The following is a 22,242-nucleotide window of genomic DNA, read 5'->3' as shown; positions in this document are numbered from 1 at the left end:
TCCAATCTGAGAGTAGGTGCGTTTCATTGCATCGTCCTTGCAATTGATAACCCATTGGGATCATTAGCAAGTCGCACTTCATTCTAGAACCCACCTCGCTACATCCATAAATCAGATAAGATAGGTTATGGAACTAATTGGTATATCCAACTTGGAAAGATATCGCCTCCTCTGACGCGCGCACTGCACTGGCGGAAGCTATGAAGTTTCTTTTCCTTCAGGTCTGTATCACTGTATCCTAAGACGCATTGAAAGCTTAGTTCGCTGCAAACACGCGACGGCATTAATGCGGTGGAACACAGTTCAAACGTGCCGATGGTGAAGTCAGAGGCCTTCGATATCCGCCAATTCGATATCAAAGTTCATCTGGTCGTAAGCCGGAACGACATGGTCCGGCGTTTCGGCCATCACAGTGTCGTAGTCGAGCGGCGTATGCATGTGGGTCAGGATCGCACGCTTCGGTTTCAGGCGATCGATCCAATCCAGCGACTGTTCGAGCGACAGATGGCTGGGATGATATCGGTATTGCAAGGCATCGATGATGAGAACATCGAGATGTTGAAGCTTTTCGACAGTTTCCGGCGGAAAATCACTGATATCGCTGCAATAAGCCACATCACCAACCCGGATGCCGAGTGAGTGAATATCGCCGTGTTGCTGGAGGTGTGGCCAGATGGATATGGTTCCGCCGGCGCCGCTGATACGCAGCGCAGAATCGAGGCTTTCGATGACTTTCGCTTCAACGATGGGCGGATAGTTGCTACCTGGCGGCGTCTCGATGCAATAGCCGAAACCTTGCCGAATGCGATCCATCGTATCCGGCGTCGCGTGGATCGGAACCCGCTGTTGGCCACCGTAGAAATAGCCGCGCAGATCGTCGATACCGTGAATATGGTCGGCATGAGCGTGTGTATAAAGGACTGCGTCGATTTGCGTGACACGCGCGGCGATCATCTGCTCGCGAAAATCCGGCCCCGTGTCGACAATGAGTGTCGTGACACCGCCATTGTCGTCGAATTGCTGCACCATGAAGGCTGCACGGGTTCGGCGGTTCTTCGGATTGGCGGGATCGCAAGCACCCCAATCGCCAGTGATGCGCGGTACGCCAGGCGACGACGAACAGCCGAGAATGGTGAAACGTCGTCTGTAACCCACGCTGTCAGATCCTTGGCATCTTCGAGAAAATGCGGAATGCGTTTTCGGTGGTGATCCGAGCCATCTCGGCATAGCTGAGACCGAGCGTCTCGGCCAGAACCTCAGCCGTATTCACGACGTAGGATGGCTCGTTGCGCTTGCCGCGCCAACGCTTCGGCGCAAGGTACGGCGCGTCGGTCTCGACCAACAGGCGGTCATGCGGGACGGACTTGGCGATGTCTCGAAGCTCCTCAGATTTCGGGAAAGTCAGGATGCCCGAAAAGGAGACGTAGCCGCCCAGTTCGACCCCGACCTTCGCGAGCCCTGGGCCCGACGAGAAGCAATGGAGAATGAAGGGGAATGCCCCCTTCCCCGTTTCCTCGGTCAGAATAGCCGCCATGTCATCGTCGGCGCTGCGGCTGTGAATCACCAGCGGCAGCTGTGTCTGACGCGATGCCGCAATATGGCGCCGCAATCCGGTCTGTTGGTCTTCCGGCTTCTGCGTATCGTAGAAGTAATCCAGACCGGCTTCACCAATCGCAACGATCTTCTCATGTGCGTTGGCCAGTCGGACGAGGTCGTCCGTCAGGATATCGAGCTCGTCGCCGGCATTGTTCGGATGGGTACCAACGGAGCAGAAGACTGACGGATATCTCTCGGTGATCGCCAGCAGACCGTCGAGCTTGCGCACGCGCGTCGAGATCGTCACCATCTGTTTGACGCCGGCATCGTGGGCGCGCCTGACGATCTCGTCGCGCTCCTCTTCGAAGTCGGCGAAATCCAGATGACAATGCGTATCGATCAGCATGACGTCCTCACGCTTCCGGCGGAACGTAGCGCGGGAAGACCGGCTTCGGCGCTTCGAGAGGCGTGCCAGTGATAAGTCGACCACTCTCGCCGAGTGCGGCGAAGTCGCGTTTTCCGGCAGGTGCCGCAACAAGATCGAGCAGCTTGCCGGCCGATTCCGGCACGAAAGGCTGAAGCAAGATCGCGATCTGGCGGACGACCTCGGCCGTGACATAGAGCACGGTACCCATGCGCGCCGGATCAGTCTTCTTCAGCGCCCAGGGCTCCTGACCGGCGAAGTAGCGATCCGTTTCGGAAACGACTGCGATGATCGAGGCCAGCGCACGATGAATGAGCTGCTTGCCCATATCGTCGCGCGTCGAAGCATGCAGCGCGTCGGCCTGAGCCAGCATGGCCTTGTCTTCATCCGTCAGCGGACCGCATTCCGGGATCATGCCGTCGCAATTCTTGACGATCATCGACAGCGAGCGGCTGGCAAGGTTTCCTATGCCGTTGGCAAGATCGGAGTTGATGCGGGTGCCGATCGCTTCTTCGCTGTAGCTGCCGTCCTGGCCGAACGAAACTTCGCGAAGGAAGAAATAGCGCACCTGATCCAGGCCGAAGTGGTTCACAAGGTTGACCGGGTCGACAACGTTGCCGAGCGACTTCGACATCTTCTCGCCCTTGTTGAGCAGGAAGCCGTGCGCAAAGACGCGCTTGGGAAGCGGCAGCTTGGCGGACATCAGGAAGGCCGGCCAGTAGACCGCATGGAAGCGAATGATGTCCTTGCCGATGATGTGAACATCTGCCGGCCAGTACTTGGCGCGGGGACCATTCTTGTCTTCGATATAGCCGGTCGCGGTGATGTAGTTGGTCAGGGCGTCGACCCAGACGTACATGACGTGGGACGGGTCATTCGGGACCTTGATGCCCCAATCGAACGTCGTCCGCGAGATCGACAGATCCTTGAGCCCCGACTTCACGAACGAGATCACTTCGTTGCGACGCTCGGCCGGGCCGATGAAATCCGGGTTGGCTTCATAGTGGGCGAGCAGCTTTTCCTGATATTCGGAAAGCTTGAAGAAGTAGCTGGCCTCTTCCACCCATTCGACCGGCGTGCCCTGCGGGCCGTAGCGCACGCCGTCGGCGCGCAGCTCGGTTTCGTTTTCCTGATAGTAGGCTTCATCGCGCACCGAGTACCAGCCGGCGTAGGAATCCTTGTAGATATCGCCGTTATCGGCCATCAGGTTCCAGATGTTTCTGGACGTCTCGTGGTGACGCTCCTGTGTCGTGCGAATGAAATCGTCATTCGACGCATTGAGCAGCTTCGCCATCGCCTGGAATTCGTCGGAGTTGCGGTCCGCAAGCTCCTGCGGCGAAATGCCTTCCGCGCGAGCCGTCTGCTGCATCTTCTGGCCATGCTCGTCGGTGCCGGTCAGAAAGAACACATCCTTGCCATCAAGGCGCTGGTAGCGCGCCATCGCATCCGTCGCGATCAATTCGTAGGCATGGCCAATATGCGGCTTGCCGTTCGGATAGGAAATCGCGGTGGTGATGTAAAAGGGTGTCTTGTCTGTCATGGCGGCCATTCTTGTCCGGCTTACTCTATAAAATTTGTTAGCCGCTCTTAGCGCATGTCATGGCGAAGCGAAACACCAAGTTTCGAAAGCATCGGCGATTTGCCGATGACTGGTGTGCTGCACTTGACTCGATTTTAGGCGCATTCTACCCAAAGAAAACTCAAAAGGCGGGGCATCGGCGACGTGACATCTCCAGCACTTGGCAACAGCATTCGCGTGCAGGACCGAGGTCGCCTGTTTGACTGACTTTTCGAGCTTCGACCCTCTCTACTCCCTCTCGGGGCTACTCGTCGGCGCGCTTGTCGGCATCACCGGCGTTGGCGGCGGATCGCTGATGACGCCACTGCTGGTGCTGGTCTTTGGTGTTCATCCGGCCACGGCCGTTGGCACCGACCTACTCTACGCGGCAGTCACCAAGACGGCAGGCACGGCGGTGCACGGCATGCACGGCAGGATAAACTGGCGTATCGTCGGCTGTCTTGCCGCTGGCAGCGTTCCAGCTGCCCTATTGATGCTTTGGCTGATGGCGGGTGTCGACCGCAAGAGCGTGGAAGTCGCACACACGATCACGACGGCACTTGGGTGGCTGCTTGTCATGACGGCGTTGATGCTGGTTTTTCGCAAGCAGGTCCTGGCATTCGCCTTACGCGCAATCGGAGAGCGCTCTCCACCTAAGCCGGTTACGGTTGCCATCTGGACAACGGTGCTCGGCCTGGCTCTTGGCATCCTGGTGACCCTGACATCGGTTGGTGCCGGCGCCCTGGGCGTGACTGTGCTGCTCGTGCTCTACCCGCGACTTGATGTCCGAGAAATCGTCGGCTCGGATATCGTCCACGCCGTCCCGCTGACGCTGATTGGTGGCATGGGCTATTGGATGATCGGTGAGATCAACTGGGGAATGCTATTTGCGCTTCTGGTTGGCTCTATACCGGGCATCATTGCCGGCAGCCTGATCGCACCAAAGCTTCATGAACGAACGATCCGCGTCGTCCTCGCGCTGACACTCTGCGTCGTCGCCTGGAAGCTGCTGGCGACCTGATCAAGGACCAGGCTGCTTGATGTCTCCGAGGATGCTGAGGATCGTCTGCTTCCGATCCAAGTTGTAATCATCCGAAACCGTCAGCCGCTCGCTTATGTCGGAATGCAGGCGGGCGAGCCGCTCGGCCGCCGCAACCTGCCCCGCAACGGCAGCCGCCCGCGCCCTCCGCATCAGATCCTCGCCGACGTGACCCGTGAAGAACTCAAAAATTGTGTCGCTGTCCTTGCCTGAAAGGGCATCCGCCAGCCGATGCATCGCCCTGCGCGCCGATGCCCCTTGCGCTCGCAGAACCTCGTTGTAGGCTTCGACAATCTCGCCGCCGCCGTAGTTCACCAGCTTCAGCGCCTCGCCGACGCTGCCGTTCGCGGCGGCAAGCAGATCAGGGTCGCCGGCCTCGATGCCAAGATGTGCAAGCGCCGCGCCGAGGGCGCCGTCTTCAAGCGGCGCAAGCTTCAGCGGCAGGCAGCGAGAACGAATCGTTGGTAGCAGTCTGCCGGGCGCATGCGAGATCAGCAGGAACAGGGCGCGCTTCGGCGGCTCCTCAAGAATTTTTAGGATCGCATTCGCGGCATTGCGGTTCATGTCATCCGCGGGATCGATGATGACGATCCGCCAATTACCGGTGCCAGACGTCTGTGAAAAGAAGCGCCCTGCCCGCCTCACCTCATCGACAGTGATCGCGGACTTGACCTTCCCCGTCTTCTCATCAACGGGACGCGCCAGGTAAAGCAGATTGTGCGACGCGCCGGAGGCAATCTGGCGGCTAACCGATGAAGCGGGATCAGGATCCGCCAACAACTCCGGCGCACGCGCAGGATCGGGATGCGTTAGGACATGATTTGCAAACCGGAACGCCAGAGTTGCCTTGCCGATGCCCGGCGGCCCCTCGATTAGAACCGCGTGGTGGCCCTTACCCGAGCGGTACGATTGCGCAAGGAACTCCTCAGCGTTCTCGTGACCAAATAGCTTCATGTTCTCGGCTGGCCAAATGGCGCCGTCGAGCAATCCTGGCCGTTCATCACTCATGCGCTGCTTCCGTCACCTTCGCCGCCGCCGGGTGCTGCAGACCCTGCCAGACGATCTCCAGAATCTCTGCCGCGATGGCCTCTTCAGTCTGCATTGCGTCGATCACGCTGCAACGGCCTGGCTCGCGGGCGGCTATATCGAGAAAGGCTTCCCGGCGCTTCTCGTGGGTCTCGAGCTCTTCCTTCTCGAAACGATCCGGGCTTAGGTCGATCGCCAACCCCCGCCTGCGGGCACGCTCCAAGCCGGCCTCGGCCGGCAGATCGAGAACAAGCGTGCAATCCGGCACGATCCCATTCACCGCCACGCGCTGCAGCGCCTCGATGAATTCCGACTCCAGATTGCCGGTCACGCCTTGGTAGACGCGAGAAGAATCCATGAAACGATCGCAAAGGACGACCTTTCCGCCCGCAAGCGCGGGTCGGATGATTTCCTCAACGTGATCATTGCGCGCAGCTGCAAAAAGGATCGCTTCCATGCGTGTTCCGAACGCTTCCGCTGCACCCGACAAAAGCACATGACGGACGGCTTCCGCACCCGGCGAGCCGCCCGGTTCCCGCGTCAGCAGCACGTCATGGCCGCGGGCACGCAGAGCCTCGGCAAGGCGACGGATTTGGGTCGATTTTCCCGCGCCCTCCCCGCCCTCAAACGTTACGAACAATCCACGACTGGATGGCAATGACTACTTCCTGCATTACGGCGCTCGTCCGCACCACTGCCGTACATCTAGCGAAAGGCAGCGAAAAACGGAACCGCCCGACGACAATAACTCCCACCCTGAAGGGCGAATATGGCGATCACGTGGGTTCGGGCTTGTCCCACAGCCAAGAGAACAGCAGCGTTTCGGCGAGTTCCATGAGAGCATCGACGGCGCGGCTGCTCAAAGAGCCCACTGCCACTGTCTCTTTCGTATAGAGCGGCACCTCACGCAGCAGGCGGGCTCCCGCTGAGATGCGAAGCGTCCCAATTTCATGCCCGGCCTCCACCGGCGCCATTAAAGGCCAGCGGTAAACGATGCGCGCCGACAACCGCTCGGGATTGTTGATTGGTATATAGACACTCACAGGAGCCTTTGCGACGAGGTCGACGCTACGCGACGTTCCTCCATAAACGCTTGCCTGGCCAATTATCTCCGCATCTGCAAAAATCTGGCGGCTTTCGAATGCGGTCAGCCCCCATTCGAGCACTCGCTTCGCTTCCTCCGTGCGTTCCTTGTCGGAGGCGATGCCGCCAAGGGCCATGAACAACCTCCTGCCGTCGCGCTCTGCCGAGGCGACGATCGAATACCCCTCGCCCTCGGCAAAGCCGGTCGCCAGACCATCGACCCCCATGCCGAAACCAAGCAAGGGATTGCGGTTGCGCTGAAAAATCCTGTTCCACTCAAAATCCGGCTGAGCGAAATAGGGATAAAGGTTCGGATAGGACTTCTGTAATTCCGCAGCCAGCGTCACCATGTCGAGCGCGGTCGTCTTGCTCTTGCTATCGGGCAGTCCGGTCGAATTGCCGAAGATGGACCGCTCCATGCCGAGGGTCTTAGCCCGCCGGGTCATGGCGGCGGCAAAGGCGGGTTCGCCGCCACTCATTCCTTCAGCGAGAATGATGCAGCTGTCGTTAGCGCCCTGAATGGCGATGCCCTTGACCAGATCCTCGACGCGGACATTCGATTTGAGGGCAGCAAACATCGTTGCCGTGCGCGATGGCGCACCCCCGGTTCGCCAAGCATACTCGGAAACGGGATATTGCGTATCGAGGGTGATCTGGTTCTGCGCGAGCGCGTCAAAGACGAGATCCATCGTCATCAGCTTCGCCAGCGACGCCGGCGAGAAAGTCTGGTTCTCGTTCTTGGCAAGAAGCACCGTGCCGGTGGATCCTTCGATCATATAGGCTTGCGCAGCCTTGGTGACAAAGGATGCGTTGGTGTCACCGCTTGCGGCAACGGCGGCTGTTGCAAAAGGCACGATACAAACACAGAGGCGAGCAAGACGCTTCAACACCGAAAACCCCATAGCTCGGGCGACTTTGAAGATGCTAATGGCGGACCGACCGCAACGCAACGGCGTCTGTCACTTACCGGATACGGCCGTCGGCTTCTGCCGCTTGAAGGATGCAAGGATGGAATCCGGCGTCAGCCCATCGTTGCGAACCATCACCGCATCGAAGGCGAGCTCGACGGTCACGGTCTTTGCGCCCTCGTCCTGATACCCCATTGCGAGAGAACCCAGCGAGCCGCCGTTGGGACGCTCGTATGGGAAGGGTCCAAACTCCGGCAGGACAACCACCGGCCCGGCCCCTGGCTCCGCCAAGGGAGCGACGCCACCGAAAGACGGCGACGGCATTGGCGTCGGAATAGGCGCAGCGTTGTAGCGGGCACTGGGGGTCGAGCCGGCATAAGACGTCGCCGAGACCGGCACGGGCACATTTTCTGGTTCGGGCGTGAAACCGCCAACGCCTTGCAGCTGATCTGCCGTTATGCGCTTGCTGTTGGAGGCGACCATGACGCCACTGGCGATCTGTCCGCCGCCGGGATTGATCCCTGGAATGCGGCTGCCCTTCGGCACATAGGAGGCCATCAGATAAGGCATGTCGTGGCCATCCATGCGGGCACGACCAACATACTGAACGCGGACGTTTCCGGTGCCACTATGCTGCAGATCGAGCATATCAGCGGTCTTATTGGACAGGTCGATAATGCGCCCTTCGTGATACGGACCACGGTCGTTGACACGCACGATGACGGACGCACCGTTTTCCGTGTTCGTCACGCGCGCATAGCTCGGCAAGGGAAATGTCGGATGTGCGGCGGAAAGGTGCATCTGGTCGTAGACTTCACCGTTTGCCGTAAGGCGACCATGGAAGGCCGAGCCGTACCAGGACGCGATGCCGACCTTGTTATAGGCGAAATCTTCCTTCGGATAATACCACTTGCCCTTCACGACATAGGGGTCTCCAACCATATAGCGGCCGCCGCCCTTCGGGATATTGTTCCCGGTGGCAACGCGCGGACTGGCCTTGACGCCGTATTCCTTCTCGGAAAAATATTCCTTGCCGTGCGTGCGTTTTGTCGGTGTCGGCGCGGTGCCACAAGCCGTAACCGTCGCACAGATCAGCGATAGCCCAACCCATCGCATTCCTGTTGCGAATGACGCCGCCCCGCAATCTCGTCTCATATGTCCCACGCCGCTCAAGACCGTTATGGTTAAGAAATCTGCCCCGATCTGGGTCAGACACCCCTAATCCCACCAACCTAACGAGACTTTAATCATGCGGCTTTCATGGCAATTTTGCGAAGCATTTCGCCAAGATAGGAATAATTCTAATTAATATGGTTAACAAATCACTAATTTAAGACTCCGGATAATGCGCGCTTCACGGCTGACGCACCAGGCGCAAAGCTCCTTCCACTACGAACTCTACGCCGTTAGAACCAGTTGACGCTGTCAGCGAACGGCTTTAAACGCTCCATGCCTGCGTTGACCGCGACAGGCGACGCAGCGGAAGCGCCGGTTTCAAAAACGGCATTCAATCGACTGCATGGAAGAGTGTCCGAGTGGTTTAAGGAACCGGTCTTGAAAACCGGCGTGCGGGAAACCGTACCGTGGGTTCGAATCCCACCTCTTCCGCCAATCATATTGATTTAATTGCGTTTTTCATACTATCTCCTTGCCGCACCTGAGAATGGCCGCTGAGACACCGGCGGCACACAAGCCAATGATGGCTGCTGATTGGATAGCGATACTCGCCCCTTGTGACAGCCAGCGCGACGTTTGCGTTGGAGTTGAAGTGCTGGTTCGGCAAAAGCCCGCCCTTCATCTCTCAGCAGTGGCCGACGCCGCCATCCCGAAGTCGACGAGAGACAAACTTGTGCTAAGGCGATGGCAATGGACAAGTGGGCCAGCGGATCTCCAACTCCGGCCACGCTAGTGACCATACGGGGCTCCTTTTGGTAATGGCAGGAACAAGAGCCGAGTCCTCGCTCGTCAGTAGGCGCAAGAGAGCGCGTTGGTCGGTCTGAAGCCATGGTTGCAGGCGGGATTCACGGAATGCCGCGGTTGGTATTGGAAATCAGCGTGATTTGAATTTTGCTGGGTCGTACAAGCCGCAGCAAGCGCGGCCAGCCCGATCAACACGCCGGCCACTACGAGAGTCCGAAATTTGCTCATTTGTGTCTCCTCGCATGGTGAATTATGTGGGGGACAATCTACCGCTCCAATATTCATCGGGCGAGCCCACCTTCTGCCCCAGTTCGCGACACTGAGGAAGAGGACCAGTTGGGGGATTTTAGTTTCCGATATGAAGAGCGTCCCTCGCAGGACCGCGCCCCGCTTATGCAGCAACACTTTTCGCATTGAGCTCAAACGTCCGATGGCGGGCACGGTGTGAGTGGGGCGGTTAGGCGTGCTTCAACGCACGTTCAATCACGATCCGGGCAACGATTGATAATATTTGCAGTGATTTTCGCCAAGGGATCAACACAGTTCCGTTGGCCGCTGGTCGACCAACAGAGAATCACAGTTAACCAACTCCGAGAGACGAGCCGGAGATCAGGGTATCGTCGCCCTGCACAACTGGTATCGATGCGAACCGCTGCCGATCCCCGCCGTGAACACGGTGCAACTCTCGGGATCCAGGGTGAATCCTGCCTGCGCAACGATCTGACCAGCCTGCTCGCGCCGTGCCCGCTCCGAGGCGCTCACATCGACCTTCCTCGATTGCGGCACGTCAAGGCGGCACGCGGCATCGTCGGCCTCCGAGCCGACAACATCTGCCCGCAGGCGCAACTGCGAGACGATGGACCGGAGAAAGCCGCAGCCCTTTGGGCTCGCAGTCAACTTTGTCCGACGTGCAAGGTCATCGTAAAAGGCCATATCGGAGGCACGGGTGTTATCTTCACCGTCCGTGATTACAAAGATCGGGCCGCCGCGTACCCGTGCAATCTCCTGGGCCTTTTCGTTGTAGGCTGGAGTCGCGGGAAAAGCCGTCGCCAGGCCGACAAAGGCGATCTCAGGGTGAAAAAGACTGACCAGCCAACCCAGCGGTTTTTGGGCGCTTGCGAGGAGAACGGTCGCGTGAGTGGGATCAGGCAGCGCTGGGGCTTCTGCGTGGTATAGCGGGTCCCCCCATCCCTCATGGCCCCAGGTACGAGCTCCGGCCGTCAGAACAACCGCGGCCGCGGCGACCAACAACCATTTGGCTGTGCGACGGGCATATGTATAGGGACGCAGCTGCGTCAGAAGGATGAACAACGCGAGCGGCAAAAGGACTTCAAACGACACCATGTATCTGGAGATGCTAAAGAATTGCATCCACAGCAGATAAGCTGTCGCGATGAAGAGTAGCAGGAACGATGCCTCGGGTCTAAGGGTGGGCGTCGCGGCACCAAGGTAGCGAGCCCAGAGCTTTCGCAGCGTCCAGATCCAGAACGTCACATAGACGATGGGCCAGATGATTTGCCTAAGAGGTAGCTCGCCAACTCTGCGAGGGTTTACGGAGAAAATGAACGGCCAAAAAAACGTCTCGAGGAGGCCTTGCGGGCGCCAACGCATGTCGGCGACGCCGACTGGCGCAACAAGCGGGTGCGGAAAGACGTTGCTGAATTGTGGAAAGAGCGGATTACCGAATTCTTGTGCCAACCGTATCATCCAGTGGGCACCCGTTATGGCGAAGCCAATTATTGCAGCGACGCCGAAACCAATCGACAACCACAATCGCAGGGGCAAGGTACCACGGCCGCAGAACAATAAGGCGACACAGATCGAAAACGCAGGGACGACATTTGTCAGCTTCAGCCCCATGCTGAGGCCAGCCAACAAGCCAGCGGTCACAAGGAGCATCGCCGCCGCCATGTTGCAACTTCGGAGAGTCGACCAATTTGAAACGATGATAGAGACTGAACCGAGAATGAAGAGTGCGGTCGTGTTGTCTCCCATGGAATTGCCAACTTCAGACAAAAAGACCGCGGTGAGGCACCCCGAAAGCGCAAGCAGGATCGGCAGACGGTATCGATCCTCAATGGGCCTTTCCGGAAGGACCACGGACGCAATACCCATAACCAAGACGAAAGTCATGCCGTGCAGCATCCCTTGCAAGAAGCCTGACATTGCGGGAGGCAGCGTTCGGTTGAGAAGATATGGGAAGAGGTCTAGTGTCGGATTGAAATATCCCTGAAATCCAGCAGGTGCCAGGTCGATTGACACCTTGCCATTCATCAACGCGAACGGCGCATAGACGTGATAGTTGTAGAGGTCCCAGTTTGCATCCGCACCCAGGATCACCGAGTAGAAGCCGAATAATAGCGGAACGATGATGGCGGCCACTAACGGCGCCTGCGGTTTATTGAGCAGTGCCGTTCGCCTCTCAGCTTTTGACACCCTCATTTCGGCGACCGTACCAGATCTGGTTTGAATACCCACAATTTCGCACCTACGAAATTAAAACTCATGCCAGCGAGAGAGCCGCCGGCTACCGCAATTGCGGGCAACAACCAGAGCTTCGGAAATGACAAGACGATTAAGCTGTAAACCACGTAGTTGAAGAATCCGCCCAGTAACATGGTGGCGAAATACCGCCACCACTCCTTTTGAACTTCCTGATCGGGCCCGCGCTCAAAAGTAAAGTGCCGGTTGATTTGCCAAGTTGCGAGTACCGCAGCGAGGAACGAGATTGATCGGCCCAAAAAGAACCCTAAGCCGCAGTGCACGGCGAGCAGCAAGACACCCAGATCAACCGCAAAACCGACGATGCCCGCGACAGCGAAGCTCAGTATCTGTCTAGGCAGTTCAGCCATGAGTACCTGAGCGCCAAAGCCCTGGCACAGCGAGATAGGCAAGGCGCTTTATTTCCATGCGGCCTCTCGTAACGGTGTTCAATACGATGCCACATGTTAAGAGCAGCGCACCGAATAGCATGAGTGATGCCGCCAGCACAGCAGTCGGGATGCGAGGAACAAGGCCTGTTTCCAAATAAGTTGCCAGAAGAGGAAGTGCGAGTATCACCGAGGCAGCAGCGCAGAATAGAAATCCTATTGCAAAGAATACGAGCGGCTTCTCGGCCTTGAAAAGACGGAATATTGTCAGAAGAATCCGCAGTCCATCACGATATGTATTAAGCTTGCTTGACGAGCCCGGGGGGCGCGACCGGTAGACGGTCTTTACCTCTGACACTGGCATCCGGAGTTCATAAGCGTGTACTGTCAATTCCGTTTCGGTCTCAAAGCCGGAGGCGTGGGCAGGGAACGACTTAACAAAGCGCCGCGAGAACACCCGATAACCCGAAAGCATATCAGTCAAAGACCGTCCAAAAATCATCATTACGCAAGCGGTCAAGAGCCAGTTTCCAAACCTGTGTCCGGGCCGATATGCCTCCCGCTCTGTGGAAGTTCGGCTAGCCACTACCATGTCCAAGCCATGCGCCAACATTTCCTCAATCAGAATTGGTGCGGCGCTCGCATCGTATGTCCCGTCCCCGTCAATGAGCAGATAGACGTCCGCTTCCACATCGGCAAACATGCGCCTGATGACATTGCCTTTGCCTCGCTCACGGACAGTGTTGACAATTGCGCCTGCCTCCCGCGCCCAGGCGATCGTCCGGTCAGAAGAATTGTTATCAAAGACGTAGATCGTTGCGTCGGGAAGTGCCACGCGAAAATCGCGGACGACCGCTCCAATCGTGACCTCTTCATTATAGCAAGGGATGACAACGGCGACACGCGCGCGGAAGCTTGGCGCTTCACGGCTGCTTGATTCGACCGATTTGGTTTCTTGCTTTCTTTCTGTGATCATTCCGCGACTAATTTCGGTTTTGAGAGGATGGTACTGCGAGCCAGACGTAGTGTTCTTGTCCATACTAACACGCTGACGACGTCAATACCGCGTACGCGCCGGAATGCCCTTTTTCTCTTACGGAGGTCGATTGCGGCAATAGCAATCTTTGGCGAGCAGCGGGGACTTTGGGAAGAGAAGTTGCAACATTTCCACGGCGAAGTGGAACAATGACGCGCACTTGCGGCCGCCAGCTCGCCGGGCAACTATCTCGCCATACATGCTTTTTTACTTGATATTTAAGTAGTGTAGACTGAGGTGCCGCACACCTGAAGCTGACGAGGACAGTGGGAATCCTTCGCGATGAGCATTGAAAACCACTCGAATGCGCCCGGCGCCAACATCCATATAAACCACTACTGCTGTGTTGCCGGATGCGGGAAATGGGGAGGCTTCGGGCACACATCGTCGAAGAGCGGCGAAACGCGATGGTGGTGTGCTGAGCACTATCCGCATTGGCAAGAGATCAAGCAGGCGGACGGCCGAGATTAGCGATCCGCTGCTATCGAATCACAGCGCTCCGTCAATAGCTGCACGAGCGTCCGTCGCTTGGTCTGAAGCCATCCTCGCAGGCTCGATTCATTGAATCCCCAGGCACATAGCCTGAGGCAGAGCCCATCGAGTTCGGGGGGGTCGCGCACGCCGACGCGAGCGCGGAAAGGCCAAACATCGCTCCGGCTGCCATCAAAGCGCGAAATCTGCTCATGCTCGTTTCTCCTGCCCGGCGATTATGCTCACGACGCAATGTATCCGTGCCTCCCAGCAGATGCGAGGGGCATCACGCGTAAAAGTGGAAATAAATGGGCAAATGGCGCCAATGACCTGCTTGCTGTGTGCGGCCCTACCCTACTCGCATTGGCCCGGCAAACGCGAGAAACAGGTGGGAGTTTGTGTCGCTATGCGTGCCGAGGACGACAACATGGCGAACAACAAAAGAGGCGCCGAATTTCGCCGCCTCTCAATTTTTGGGCAGAGCCGTGAAGCGCTTCAAGCCAGTCTGCGTAGAATGGGCGCCCGGGCGTACCCGGCTCCCACCCGAAAGATTACGCCTGCGGCTGCTTGGTTTTGCGCAGGTACGGAAGAATCGTGTCGAACGAACCGAACCGGGTTATGGCGTCTTCGTTCGAGACGGCCGCCGTGATGATCACGTCCTCGCCCTGCTGCCAGTTCGCCGGCGTTGCAACTTGATGCTTCGCCGTCAGTTGGATGGAATCGATGGCGCGCAGGATCTCGTTGAAGTTCCTTCCCGTCGTCATCGGATAGGTGAGGATCAACTTGATCTTCTTGTCCGGGCCGATGATGAAGACCGAGCGGACGGTCGCATTGTCGGCGGGTGTCCGGCCCTCCGAGGTTTCACCGGCTCCAGCCGGCAGCATGTCGTAGAGCTTGGCAACCTTCAGCTCATTGTCGCCGATCAGCGGGTAGTCGACATCAAAGCCTGTCGCCGTCCTGATGTCGCTCTTCCACTTGCTGTGACTTTCTACCGGATCCACGGAAATACCGATAATCTTGGCGCCGCGCTGCCGGAATTCGGGCTCCAACCCCGCCATCGCGCCAAGCTCGGTGGTGCAAACCGGCGTGAAGTTCTTCGGATGCGAGAAGAGAACCGCCCAGCCATCGCCGATCCAGTCATGGAACTGGATGGGACCCTGCGTGGTGTCCGCGGTGAAATTAGGTGCAATATCGTTGATACGGAGGCTCATGAGCGGTGACCCTTGTTGGTAGGTGATATCGGCTTTCAATGGTGGGTGATTGTGTAGCTGTTTTTTGTCGCCATTCAAGCACTTGTGCCCAAAATGGTCACGGCAGCGGATAGCGCCTGGGCCCGCCTGATTGGCCCTCACAGTATCCCAAGTAATTCTGTCGCTGGTTTGACGCTTGACAGCACGGTCGATCGGGGCGCCGGCAGAGTAAGCCCTACCACGCGGAAGACGACGCTCTGCCGAGTAACGGCCTTTTCGTCGGTATCTTGTCGAGGTGATGCGTTCTGGCCTTCAGCTTCTCGAAAATACGATAGCCACCCGGCCAGCGGCCATAGCCACTGGCGACGTTGATGTGCCCTGCCAGGCCGACATTGTGCAGCTCACTGCCCCAGAGGCGAGCGAAGAGTGTCAGGCGATCGAGCGACATGTAATGATCGTTCAGGCTTCCAATCACCATGCTCGGAAACGGCAACTCGGCCGTCGGCATCGTACCGAAAGCGATCCGTCCTGGATGCAATCTGTCGGTCGCCGGCAGGTCGCAGGGCGCAACCAGCAGCGCTCCCCTCACTCGCGCCACGGAGGACCGACCAGCGAGGCTTGCCGCCAGCAGACATCCTAAACTATGAGCAACGATGTAGGCTTCTCCTGCATCTTCAAGTGTCGCCTCAAGCTTTGCCCGCCATGTCATGAGGTGCGGGTTGCCCCAGTTGTCCTGTTCGACGAGCCGACTTTCGGGATGATCCTGTAACCAGGCGGTTTGCCAGTGCGTGTTCCCTGATCCAAAAAGCCCGGGAAGAATAAGTACTGGCGTCATCATCAATCCTTATCGCGGCGTATGAACGAGCTATTGGTCCTAGAAGACCCCAAGGGTGGCTGCGAAAAGGAACCCGAAAGCGAGGATCGTGGCCGCTTGGGCGGCAAGGTCTGCTGCGGCACCCGCAAACCGGAACCGCGGAGCGACGCGGCGATCGTCGAAAACGACCATCTCAATCCTTCTTTCAGTACCAGGGCCCGGGAGATGGGTTCCAATAGTAGATTTCGTAATCGCGGGCGGTCGGCTCGCCTTCCCTAGTCAGTTCACTCCATGACCCGGCCGGTTGCGAAAGACCGTGGTGGATCACCGACCGGAACCATAGAAAAAGAGACTGCATCCTCATTTTTCCTTCCTCTCGCTCAAATCAGTTGGTTGCGCCTGGCATTCGCAAGCAACTCCGCAGCACCGGCGACGGGACCAAACAGCATCAGGAGGCGATTCTGCTCGCGTATCGTCAGCCGGTAGCGGCGCGCGAAGTCGAACACACTCCAAAGCTCGCCTTTCTCTGTACTGACCATGTCACCCTCCCTCGCCCGTTCACTCGGCCGCCTGCAACGAACCCCTTGCGGACGGTACGAAAGAGAAGCTGCCAAGCTCATCGACGACAGAGCCGATGCGGGTAGACAGCGCTTCGGATGTAACCTTGTAGTCGACGAAATCGCGGTCCGAGGCATAGACGGCCGTCGGCAGTGTGTGGGCCATGAAGAAGCCGAAAAGCGGTCGCAGTTGATGCTCGACAATCAGCGCATGGCGGTCCCCACCGCCGGTTGCGGAAATGATGATCGGTTTGGCCCGAAGTTCGGCTGGCTCGATCAGATCGATCAGATGCTTAAACAGGCCCGGGTAAGACCCCTTGTAAGTCGGCGAGCCGATAACAAGAACGTCGGCTTTGACGATGTCATCGATCACCTGGCTCGCCTGCTCATCCAACTCGCTTCGCCACAAGGCAGTTCCGAGAGAAGGCCCCAGGTCCTTGAGATCGTAAACCGTCTTGGAGAACCCGTAGGTTTCTGCAGCAAGCCCAGCAATGTGCCCGACGAGGGCAAAGGTCTTGGATGGACGGTTGAAACTACCGGCAATGCCCACCAATCGCAGCGACATATATCTCTCCTTCGTTATCGCATCGAATATTGTCTATAAAATTAGTGAACAAAAGAAATGAAGTTTCCTTGTGCGGGGAGAGCTTGAAATTCGATGCTCTCATACGCCCCATCACACACACCTTGGCTTCCGCCGTTCGCCTAAGCCGACCGCAAGATTGAATGTAGTCGGTACACCGCTTCCGGCCGGTTCGGGCTAGTGAAAGGCCGCCTCTTCGGCCACTCGGTTTTGGCGAGCATTGAGGAACTTTTGGCCGCGTCGGTCGTTAGTTGATTGCAGCGTCTGAAATCTGCGCTGCCGGACCAGCATCGCCTATGTAGGTCCGTTTAAAAGGCCCGGTGGACTATATCCCGCCGGGCTTTCTTTGTGGCCGTCCCTCTCTTCGTCTCCCGCACTCGCTCAGGCGCGAATTTGGTTCGTTTTGAACAACTTGCGGTCTCGCGCATTACCTAACATCTTCAACTGGGAAACGCCTCAATGACGATCACCGCCAAAGTCGCTGCCGCCTTGTGCCTGCTCATCGCCCTCACCTCATGCGCAAACACCATCAAGGGTGTCGGGCGTGATGCCGCCAATACCGTCAACGCCACTCAGAACGCCGGCAATCGCGTCGCGAATGCTGCCCGTTGATCTCGCAAGACGGTTGATGATCGAACCCAGCCGAGCCTCCCTCGGCTGCCACTCCAGATGCTGTTTTCCGCGCAGAAAGCAAAATCTGCTCGAGGGAATCGGTAGGCCTTGAAATTGCACTGCTGCGAGCAAAGATTCTGTTCAATGCGATGGAGGCTCGGCCATGTCGAACTATAGAGAGGAAAGGCGGTTTCGGTGTCAGGACGACAGAGGGAAGACTTATGTCGTCATTCAGCAGATGAGGATTTCCGGCCAGAACGCGGCTTCGCCCAAGACTGACTATATAACGGAGGAAGGCGAGATCGTGAATCGGCTCGATGAAGAACATTTCCTGCTTCTGCTCGATGGCCAGATACTGCACGTTCCGCATATTTCCGACACTGATCACTGACCGGCAACACCGATCCTGCGTTGATAATTAAGCGTGCCGCCGCCCTGCGACGCGCTCAAGAAAAGCGCGCACTTGACGCGCCCGGCCTGCTGCAGCGCCCTGCATCGGCCATTTAGGGAATCATCACCGCTGTTCGGGAACCTGCCAAGCATGACTGTAAGATGAACGCCGGCTTCAGTGCACATTCATTCGTCGGCCCTAATCTGTTCAACCAAGAGCGCTTCGAGGGCGCTACGTCAGAGACACATGGAGACTGACTATGAGAAAGCTTGTTATTGCGGCCGCCGGTCTCGCGACGCTGCTTGTGAGCGCGCCCGCCTTTGCAGACGGCGTCTACTTCGAATTCGGCGGTGGCGGCCCGCGTTACTATGACGATCAGCCACCTCCGCGCTATTACAGGCATGGTCCGCGCTATGCCTATGATGACGAAGACTATGATTACGATCGTCCCCGTTACGCATCGCGGCAAAGATGCTGGGAAGAGCCTTACCAGAAGAAGAGCCATCATCACTATATCACCAAGTACCGGACCGTCTGCCGGGATCGTTGATGCTGGCGTCTGATAACGCCTGAATTTCCTGATGGCGCGCCATTTGGCGCGCCATTTCTGCTTTGGGACGCTTTGCGCTCTTGGCAGATGCTCGGTTATCCGAAAGCGCAAAAAGGTGATTGGCCCAGAAGCCTCGCCTGGGGTAGGACTCCGCCGATGATTGCCTGCCGCCGGAGTGCCTAAGTGTCGATTGCCGATATTTCGTTATTGAGCGCCCTTTTTGCGGGCGCGCTATCGTTCTTGTCTCCTTGCGTACTGCCTCTCGTTCCGCCCTATCTTTGCTATATGGCTGGCATTTCCGTCGAGCAATTCCGCGGTGGCAACGCGGTCGCCGTTGTGCCGAACGGCCGACGGGACGTTTTGTTTTCAGCCCTTTTCTTCACGCTCGGATTCGCCACCGTTTTCGTCGCCCTCGGGGCCGGGGCATCCAGCATTGGTATGGCGCTTCGCCAACATCTCGATCTGCTGGCGAAGATCGGCGGCCTGATCATCATCGTTATGGGTCTGAATTTCCTGGGGATCTTTCGGATCGGCATCCTGGCCCGTGAGGCGCGTTTTCAAGGCAGCGGCAAACCGGCGACATTGACCGGCGCCTATGTGATGGGCCTAGCCTTCGCCTTCGGCTGGACGCCTTGCATCGGCCCCGTGCTCGGCGCGATCCTTGGCGTTGCGGCTTCGCGAGAAACCGTCGGCTCGGGTGCCGGTCTGCTGGCCGTCTATTCCCTTGGTCTTGCCATACCTTTCTGGATTGCCGCAGGCTTTTCCGGTGCCTTCATGGGCTTCCTGACGCGCTTCCGCCGACATCTCGGGACTGTCGAGAAAGTTATGGGAGTATTTCTCGTCCTAACTGGTCTCGCTTTTATGTTCGGTTTCGTCAGTGATGTCGCAATCTGGTTCCAGCAGACCTTTCCAATCCTGATGAAAATCGGCTAAGCGGAAAACCGCCCTACAGAAATTTGCATTGGAATAATGGTTGTCCGATATCGTCAGTCTGCTTCTGCCGTTCTTCGGCTTGATCTTCATTGGCTATATCGCAGGCAAAGTGACGAAGCAGCCGGCCGGGGCGCTCGGCTGGATGAACACCTTCATCATCTATGCCGCCCTACCCGCGCTCTTCTTCAAGCTAGTCTCACGCACGCCCTTCGAGGATCTGACGCGCATCGATTTCATTGCTACCGACCTCGCGGCAACCTATTCAATCTTCGTTGTGCTGTTTGCGATCGGCCGATGGGTCCGGGGCAATTCGCTGGCAGACTGCACAATCCAGTCCTTTGCCGGTGCCTACGGCAATATCGGCTATATGGGGCCAGGTCTCGCCTTGCTGGCGCTCGGTGAAAGTGCGGCTGTGCCGGTGGCGCTGATTGTCTGCCTGGAGAATGCGTTGCATTTCATCGTCGCTCCGGCGCTCATGGCGGTGGCTGGCGACGACCGGCGCTCCGTTGGTCGCCTGGCGATCGATATCGCTCGGAAGGTGGCTTTTCATCCCTTTATTCTATCGACAGCCCTCGGCTTTGTTGCCGCCGGCCTGCACGTCGATCAGCCGCTTGCATTCCAGCGCTTCGTCGACTATCTCGCGCAGGCTGCCGCGCCGTGCGCCCTCTTTGCAATGGGGGTGACACTGGCACTTCGGCCATTGAAGCGCGTGCCTGTTGAGATCGGCTACATCGTTCCGGCAAAACTGATCATTCACCCGATCGTCGTCTATCTTGCCCTGACCACCGTCGGTGGCTTCGACCCTATCTGGGTCTATGCGGCAGTGCTGCTCGCCGCATTGCCGACGGCGACCAACGTGTTCGTCATCGGACAACAATACGGCGTCTGGCAGGAGCGTGCTTCGGCGACGATCCTGATCACGACGGCGCTATCCGTCGTGACCGTCTCGGCCGTCCTGATTGCGATCAAATCAGGCTTTCTTCCGGCTTAGTCTTTCCCTGATCGCGCCCGGAATGTCGCGGAAGCCGCGCCCTGGCTCGATGCCCTCTCGCATGACGATGCTGCGCAGCGGCGGCAGCGCCGAAAGGATATGCAGGCCGGCAGCGCGCATCATCTGAACCGGCAGGAAATCGGACAGCAGCGAGCGATTGAGAAGATGGACGCTTGCCGTACGGGTCATGATATCGGCGCGACGCTTGCGATCGAACTGGTCGCCGGCATCGGCAGCGATCGGCAGCTCAGGCCGCGTGCACAGAATATCCGACAGCGTCAGCACATCGCGCAGGCTGAGATTGAGCCCCTGTGCGCCGATCGGTGGGAAGACATGCGAGGCTTCGCCGATCAGGGCAATTCGTCCCTTGCCGGAGCGATGGGCCATCATGCCTGACAGGGGCCAGAGCTGCACGCCCTCTTCGACCGTCACCTTGCCGAGCAACGACTGCATACGCTCCTCGACGACGTTGCTCAGTTCAACAAGCGAGAGTTCATTGCGAGCCACCGCATCGGACGGGTTCTGAACCCATACGAGGCTTGAGCGATTGCCCGGCAGCGGCACCTGCGTAAAGGGGCCGCTTTCGGTGTGGAACTCCGTCGAGATATTTTCGTGCGGCAGCGAGTGCTGGAAATTTAACACCATGGCCGATTGCGGATAGGACCAGGTCTTCACATCGATACCAGCAGTCTCGCGCACCTTGGACTTGCGCCCATCCGCGCCCACCACGAACGAGGCCGACAGGACTTCGCCATCGGCAAGCGTAATGGTCACGGAATCGGCACTGATATCGATCAGGTCGGCAAACGAGTTGAAGCACGTGATGTTGCCTTCAGCGGCAATCGCGGCTTCCAACACTTCCATCAGCGCCTTGTTCGGGAAATTGTAGCCGAAGGCTTCGAGATCGAGTTCAACGGACCGGAAGGTGGTGACGGGAGCCCGCAACAGGCGATTCGTGCCGTCGATGATCCGCATCGTCGAAAGCGGAGCGGCCGCCGGACGCAGCTTTTCCCAAAGGGTCAACCTGTCGAGGAAACGGATCGACTGATCCATGAGCGCGGTCGTGCGCCTATCCTGGCCTGATGACGGCGGAGCAACGAGAGCAACGTTGCGTCCGCCGCGAGCCAAGGCGATAGCGGCGATCATGCCGGCAAGGCCGCCACCGATCACCGCGATTTCAAAAGTCTTCATTGCACCGTTCCGTCAAATTCCTTGACGGCGATCCGGTGCTTACGCAGCCGGCTTCGCCTGACGGCGCCAACTATAGCCCTTGCCGGCGTCCGCGTCACGCACAGCCGGTTGATAATGATGCGGAATCCCCGGCAGACGATGTTCCGTGAGACGCTTTATCGCAGTCTCGTTGGTGACGGCGAAGCTGTCGATGCCGACCCGTTGCATCAGCGGAATCTGGTCGATCAGCACGTCCCCGACGGCGCGCAGTTCGTTGGTATATCCCAGGCGGTCGCGCAGCAGGGACGCGTGGCTGAAGGCGCGACCGTCATTGAACGCCGGGAAGGCAACAGCGACAATCTCCAGGCGATAAAGGTAGGGCTCAAGCTTGCGAATGTCGTCCGCCGGCTTGATCAGCACGCCGAAGCCGACCTCATTGCTCTCGTCGGCCTTGGCGATCAGCTCGTCCAGGGTAAGGAGGGGCTTCTGTCCCTCGCCCGCCTTGACCTCTTCCGTCTCGATCACCCAGGGATCGTTCTCGACGAAGCCGGTTTCTCTCCAAATCTCGGTCATCGTCCTC

The 22,242-nt window shown here is 58.1% G+C and carries 24 protein-coding genes and 1 tRNA gene; 7 read left to right on the top strand and 18 right to left on the bottom strand.

Annotated features, from left to right (window positions below; translation table 11 throughout):
• Positions 1 to 324: 324 nt before the first annotated feature.
• Genes FHT76_RS34525 through metG form a run of 3 tightly spaced genes read right to left on the bottom strand, consistent with a single transcriptional unit; the run spans position 325 to position 3,500 of the window.
• Positions 325 to 1,155, bottom strand: a complete 831-nt coding sequence (locus FHT76_RS34525) for an MBL fold metallo-hydrolase (protein WP_183864217.1) — start codon at positions 1,153 to 1,155, stop codon at positions 325 to 327.
• 4 nt (positions 1,156 to 1,159) lie between these two features.
• On the bottom strand, positions 1,160 to 1,942 hold the full coding sequence (locus tag FHT76_RS34520; RefSeq protein WP_183864216.1) for a TatD family hydrolase: 783 nt from the start codon (positions 1,940 to 1,942) through the stop codon (positions 1,160 to 1,162).
• Between the two features lie 7 nt (positions 1,943 to 1,949).
• Entirely contained in the window at positions 1,950 to 3,500 is a 1,551-nt protein-coding gene (gene metG / locus FHT76_RS34515) for a methionine--tRNA ligase (RefSeq protein WP_183864215.1), read from the bottom strand.
• A 238-nt stretch (positions 3,501 to 3,738) separates the two neighbouring features.
• Here metG and FHT76_RS34510 point away from each other — a divergent pair, with 238 nt between their 5' ends.
• Positions 3,739 to 4,539, top strand: a complete 801-nt coding sequence (locus FHT76_RS34510) for a sulfite exporter TauE/SafE family protein (RefSeq protein WP_183756894.1) — start codon at positions 3,739 to 3,741, stop codon at positions 4,537 to 4,539.
• Here FHT76_RS34510 and FHT76_RS34505 read toward each other — a convergent pair whose 3' ends face one another.
• The 4 genes from FHT76_RS34505 to FHT76_RS34490 all read right to left on the bottom strand — a co-directional run bounded on the left by FHT76_RS34505 (position 4,540) and on the right by FHT76_RS34490 (position 8,729).
• On the bottom strand, positions 4,540 to 5,565 hold the full coding sequence (locus tag FHT76_RS34505) for a DNA polymerase III subunit delta' (protein WP_183864214.1): 1,026 nt from the start codon (positions 5,563 to 5,565) through the stop codon (positions 4,540 to 4,542).
• Positions 5,558 to 6,241 carry a dTMP kinase gene (tmk, locus tag FHT76_RS34500; RefSeq protein WP_259186322.1) on the bottom strand — a complete coding sequence of 228 codons (684 nt, stop codon included), beginning with the start codon at positions 6,239 to 6,241 and terminating at the stop codon, positions 5,558 to 5,560. The genes FHT76_RS34505 and tmk overlap by 8 nt, the downstream gene beginning before the upstream one ends.
• Positions 6,242 to 6,359: 118 nt before the next feature.
• Complete coding sequence (locus tag FHT76_RS34495) at positions 6,360 to 7,556, bottom strand: D-alanyl-D-alanine carboxypeptidase family protein (RefSeq protein WP_259129812.1); 1,197 nt, start codon at positions 7,554 to 7,556, stop codon at positions 6,360 to 6,362.
• A 69-nt stretch (positions 7,557 to 7,625) separates the two neighbouring features.
• Entirely contained in the window at positions 7,626 to 8,729 is a 1,104-nt protein-coding gene (locus tag FHT76_RS34490; protein WP_183864211.1) for a septal ring lytic transglycosylase RlpA family protein, read from the bottom strand.
• A 366-nt stretch (positions 8,730 to 9,095) separates the two neighbouring features.
• Between FHT76_RS34490 and FHT76_RS34485 the strand changes: the two genes are divergently transcribed.
• Positions 9,096 to 9,185, top strand: a tRNA-Ser gene (locus tag FHT76_RS34485).
• A gap of 918 nt (positions 9,186 to 10,103) precedes the next feature.
• On the opposite strand, the gene FHT76_RS34475 is transcribed toward FHT76_RS34485, so the two are convergent.
• The 9 genes from FHT76_RS34475 to msuE all read right to left on the bottom strand — a co-directional run bounded on the left by FHT76_RS34475 (position 10,104) and on the right by msuE (position 16,997).
• Positions 10,104 to 11,876, bottom strand: coding sequence for a hypothetical protein (locus FHT76_RS34475; RefSeq protein WP_183864210.1), 1,773 nt, complete (start codon positions 11,874 to 11,876; stop codon positions 10,104 to 10,106).
• A 56-nt stretch (positions 11,877 to 11,932) separates the two neighbouring features.
• Positions 11,933 to 12,346 carry a GtrA family protein gene (locus FHT76_RS34470; protein WP_183756900.1) on the bottom strand — a complete coding sequence of 138 codons (414 nt, stop codon included), beginning with the start codon at positions 12,344 to 12,346 and terminating at the stop codon, positions 11,933 to 11,935.
• On the bottom strand, positions 12,339 to 13,340 hold the full coding sequence (locus FHT76_RS34465; protein ID WP_183864228.1) for a glycosyltransferase: 1,002 nt from the start codon (positions 13,338 to 13,340) through the stop codon (positions 12,339 to 12,341). Before FHT76_RS34465 ends, FHT76_RS34470 begins: the two co-directional genes overlap by 8 nt.
• A 562-nt stretch (positions 13,341 to 13,902) precedes the next feature.
• Positions 13,903 to 14,085 carry a hypothetical protein gene (locus tag FHT76_RS34455; RefSeq protein ID WP_246712715.1) on the bottom strand — a complete coding sequence of 61 codons (183 nt, stop codon included), beginning with the start codon at positions 14,083 to 14,085 and terminating at the stop codon, positions 13,903 to 13,905.
• Positions 14,086 to 14,422: 337 nt separating this feature from the next.
• Positions 14,423 to 15,082 (bottom strand): peroxiredoxin, encoded by a 660-nt coding sequence (locus FHT76_RS34450; protein ID WP_183864209.1) that lies wholly within the window; start codon positions 15,080 to 15,082, stop codon positions 14,423 to 14,425.
• A 214-nt stretch (positions 15,083 to 15,296) separates the two neighbouring features.
• The gene (locus tag FHT76_RS34445) at positions 15,297 to 15,896 is read right to left on the bottom strand and encodes an alpha/beta hydrolase (RefSeq protein ID WP_183864208.1); all 600 of its coding nucleotides are present in this window, start codon (positions 15,894 to 15,896) and stop codon (positions 15,297 to 15,299) included.
• Between the two features lie 39 nt (positions 15,897 to 15,935).
• Entirely contained in the window at positions 15,936 to 16,067 is a 132-nt protein-coding gene (locus FHT76_RS34440; RefSeq protein WP_259129730.1) for a hypothetical protein, read from the bottom strand.
• A gap of 188 nt (positions 16,068 to 16,255) precedes the next feature.
• On the bottom strand, positions 16,256 to 16,414 hold the full coding sequence (locus FHT76_RS34435; RefSeq protein ID WP_183864207.1) for a hypothetical protein: 159 nt from the start codon (positions 16,412 to 16,414) through the stop codon (positions 16,256 to 16,258).
• Between the two features lie 19 nt (positions 16,415 to 16,433).
• Entirely contained in the window at positions 16,434 to 16,997 is a 564-nt protein-coding gene (gene msuE, locus FHT76_RS34430) for an FMN reductase (RefSeq protein WP_183864206.1), read from the bottom strand.
• A gap of 477 nt (positions 16,998 to 17,474) precedes the next feature.
• Between msuE and FHT76_RS34425 the strand changes: the two genes are divergently transcribed.
• The 5 genes from FHT76_RS34425 (at position 17,475) to FHT76_RS34405 (ending at position 20,492) form a co-directional block, all read left to right on the top strand.
• Entirely contained in the window at positions 17,475 to 17,627 is a 153-nt protein-coding gene (locus tag FHT76_RS34425) for a hypothetical protein (RefSeq protein ID WP_016553871.1), read from the top strand.
• A gap of 163 nt (positions 17,628 to 17,790) precedes the next feature.
• On the top strand, positions 17,791 to 18,018 hold the full coding sequence (locus FHT76_RS34420; protein WP_183864205.1) for a hypothetical protein: 228 nt from the start codon (positions 17,791 to 17,793) through the stop codon (positions 18,016 to 18,018).
• 259 nt (positions 18,019 to 18,277) lie between these two features.
• Complete coding sequence (locus FHT76_RS34415; RefSeq protein ID WP_183756905.1) at positions 18,278 to 18,568, top strand: hypothetical protein; 291 nt, start codon at positions 18,278 to 18,280, stop codon at positions 18,566 to 18,568.
• Between the two features lie 183 nt (positions 18,569 to 18,751).
• On the top strand, positions 18,752 to 19,501 hold the full coding sequence (locus FHT76_RS34410) for a cytochrome c biogenesis CcdA family protein (RefSeq protein ID WP_114712656.1): 750 nt from the start codon (positions 18,752 to 18,754) through the stop codon (positions 19,499 to 19,501).
• 40 nt (positions 19,502 to 19,541) lie between these two features.
• The gene (locus tag FHT76_RS34405; RefSeq protein WP_183864204.1) at positions 19,542 to 20,492 is read left to right on the top strand and encodes an AEC family transporter; all 951 of its coding nucleotides are present in this window, start codon (positions 19,542 to 19,544) and stop codon (positions 20,490 to 20,492) included.
• Here FHT76_RS34405 and FHT76_RS34400 read toward each other — a convergent pair.
• Together FHT76_RS34400 and FHT76_RS34395 are read right to left on the bottom strand one after the other, a co-directional pair.
• The gene (locus FHT76_RS34400) at positions 20,472 to 21,683 is read right to left on the bottom strand and encodes a UbiH/UbiF family hydroxylase (protein WP_183864203.1); all 1,212 of its coding nucleotides are present in this window, start codon (positions 21,681 to 21,683) and stop codon (positions 20,472 to 20,474) included. The two genes, FHT76_RS34405 and FHT76_RS34400, sit on opposite strands and share 21 nt — an antisense overlap.
• A 39-nt stretch (positions 21,684 to 21,722) precedes the next feature.
• Complete coding sequence (locus FHT76_RS34395) at positions 21,723 to 22,235, bottom strand: DUF934 domain-containing protein (RefSeq protein ID WP_183864202.1); 513 nt, start codon at positions 22,233 to 22,235, stop codon at positions 21,723 to 21,725.
• Positions 22,236 to 22,242 lie beyond the last annotated feature (7 nt).

Source organism: Rhizobium sp. BK176 (assembly GCF_024808055.1).
This window is presented reverse-complemented; position numbering and strand designations above follow the sequence as displayed.

Excerpts from the sequence above, each read along its gene's own strand:
- FHT76_RS34425 (WP_016553871.1), top strand. The coding sequence starts at position 17,475 with ATGACGATCACCGCCAAAGTCGCTGCCGCCTTGTGCCTGCTCATCGCC.
- metG (WP_183864215.1), bottom strand. The coding sequence starts at position 3,500 with ATGACAGACAAGACACCCTTTTACATCACCACCGCGATTTCCTATCCG.
- FHT76_RS34505 (WP_183864214.1), bottom strand. The coding sequence starts at position 5,565 with ATGAGTGATGAACGGCCAGGATTGCTCGACGGCGCCATTTGGCCAGCC.
- FHT76_RS34400 (WP_183864203.1), bottom strand. The coding sequence starts at position 21,683 with ATGAAGACTTTTGAAATCGCGGTGATCGGTGGCGGCCTTGCCGGCATG.
- FHT76_RS34470 (WP_183756900.1), bottom strand. The coding sequence starts at position 12,346 with ATGGCTGAACTGCCTAGACAGATACTGAGCTTCGCTGTCGCGGGCATC.
- FHT76_RS34395 (WP_183864202.1), bottom strand. The coding sequence starts at position 22,235 with ATGACCGAGATTTGGAGAGAAACCGGCTTCGTCGAGAACGATCCCTGG.
- FHT76_RS34450 (WP_183864209.1), bottom strand. The coding sequence starts at position 15,082 with ATGAGCCTCCGTATCAACGATATTGCACCTAATTTCACCGCGGACACC.
- FHT76_RS34490 (WP_183864211.1), bottom strand. The coding sequence starts at position 8,729 with ATGAGACGAGATTGCGGGGCGGCGTCATTCGCAACAGGAATGCGATGG.
- FHT76_RS34455 (WP_246712715.1), bottom strand. The coding sequence starts at position 14,085 with ATGAGCAGATTTCGCGCTTTGATGGCAGCCGGAGCGATGTTTGGCCTT.
- FHT76_RS34420 (WP_183864205.1), top strand. The coding sequence starts at position 17,791 with ATGTCGAACTATAGAGAGGAAAGGCGGTTTCGGTGTCAGGACGACAGA.
- FHT76_RS34435 (WP_183864207.1), bottom strand. The coding sequence starts at position 16,414 with ATGGTCAGTACAGAGAAAGGCGAGCTTTGGAGTGTGTTCGACTTCGCG.
- FHT76_RS34440 (WP_259129730.1), bottom strand. The coding sequence starts at position 16,067 with ATGGTCGTTTTCGACGATCGCCGCGTCGCTCCGCGGTTCCGGTTTGCG.
- FHT76_RS34445 (WP_183864208.1), bottom strand. The coding sequence starts at position 15,896 with ATGACGCCAGTACTTATTCTTCCCGGGCTTTTTGGATCAGGGAACACG.
- FHT76_RS34415 (WP_183756905.1), top strand. The coding sequence starts at position 18,278 with ATGAGAAAGCTTGTTATTGCGGCCGCCGGTCTCGCGACGCTGCTTGTG.
- msuE (WP_183864206.1), bottom strand. The coding sequence starts at position 16,997 with ATGTCGCTGCGATTGGTGGGCATTGCCGGTAGTTTCAACCGTCCATCC.
- FHT76_RS34465 (WP_183864228.1), bottom strand. The coding sequence starts at position 13,340 with ATGATCACAGAAAGAAAGCAAGAAACCAAATCGGTCGAATCAAGCAGC.
- FHT76_RS34520 (WP_183864216.1), bottom strand. The coding sequence starts at position 1,942 with ATGCTGATCGATACGCATTGTCATCTGGATTTCGCCGACTTCGAAGAG.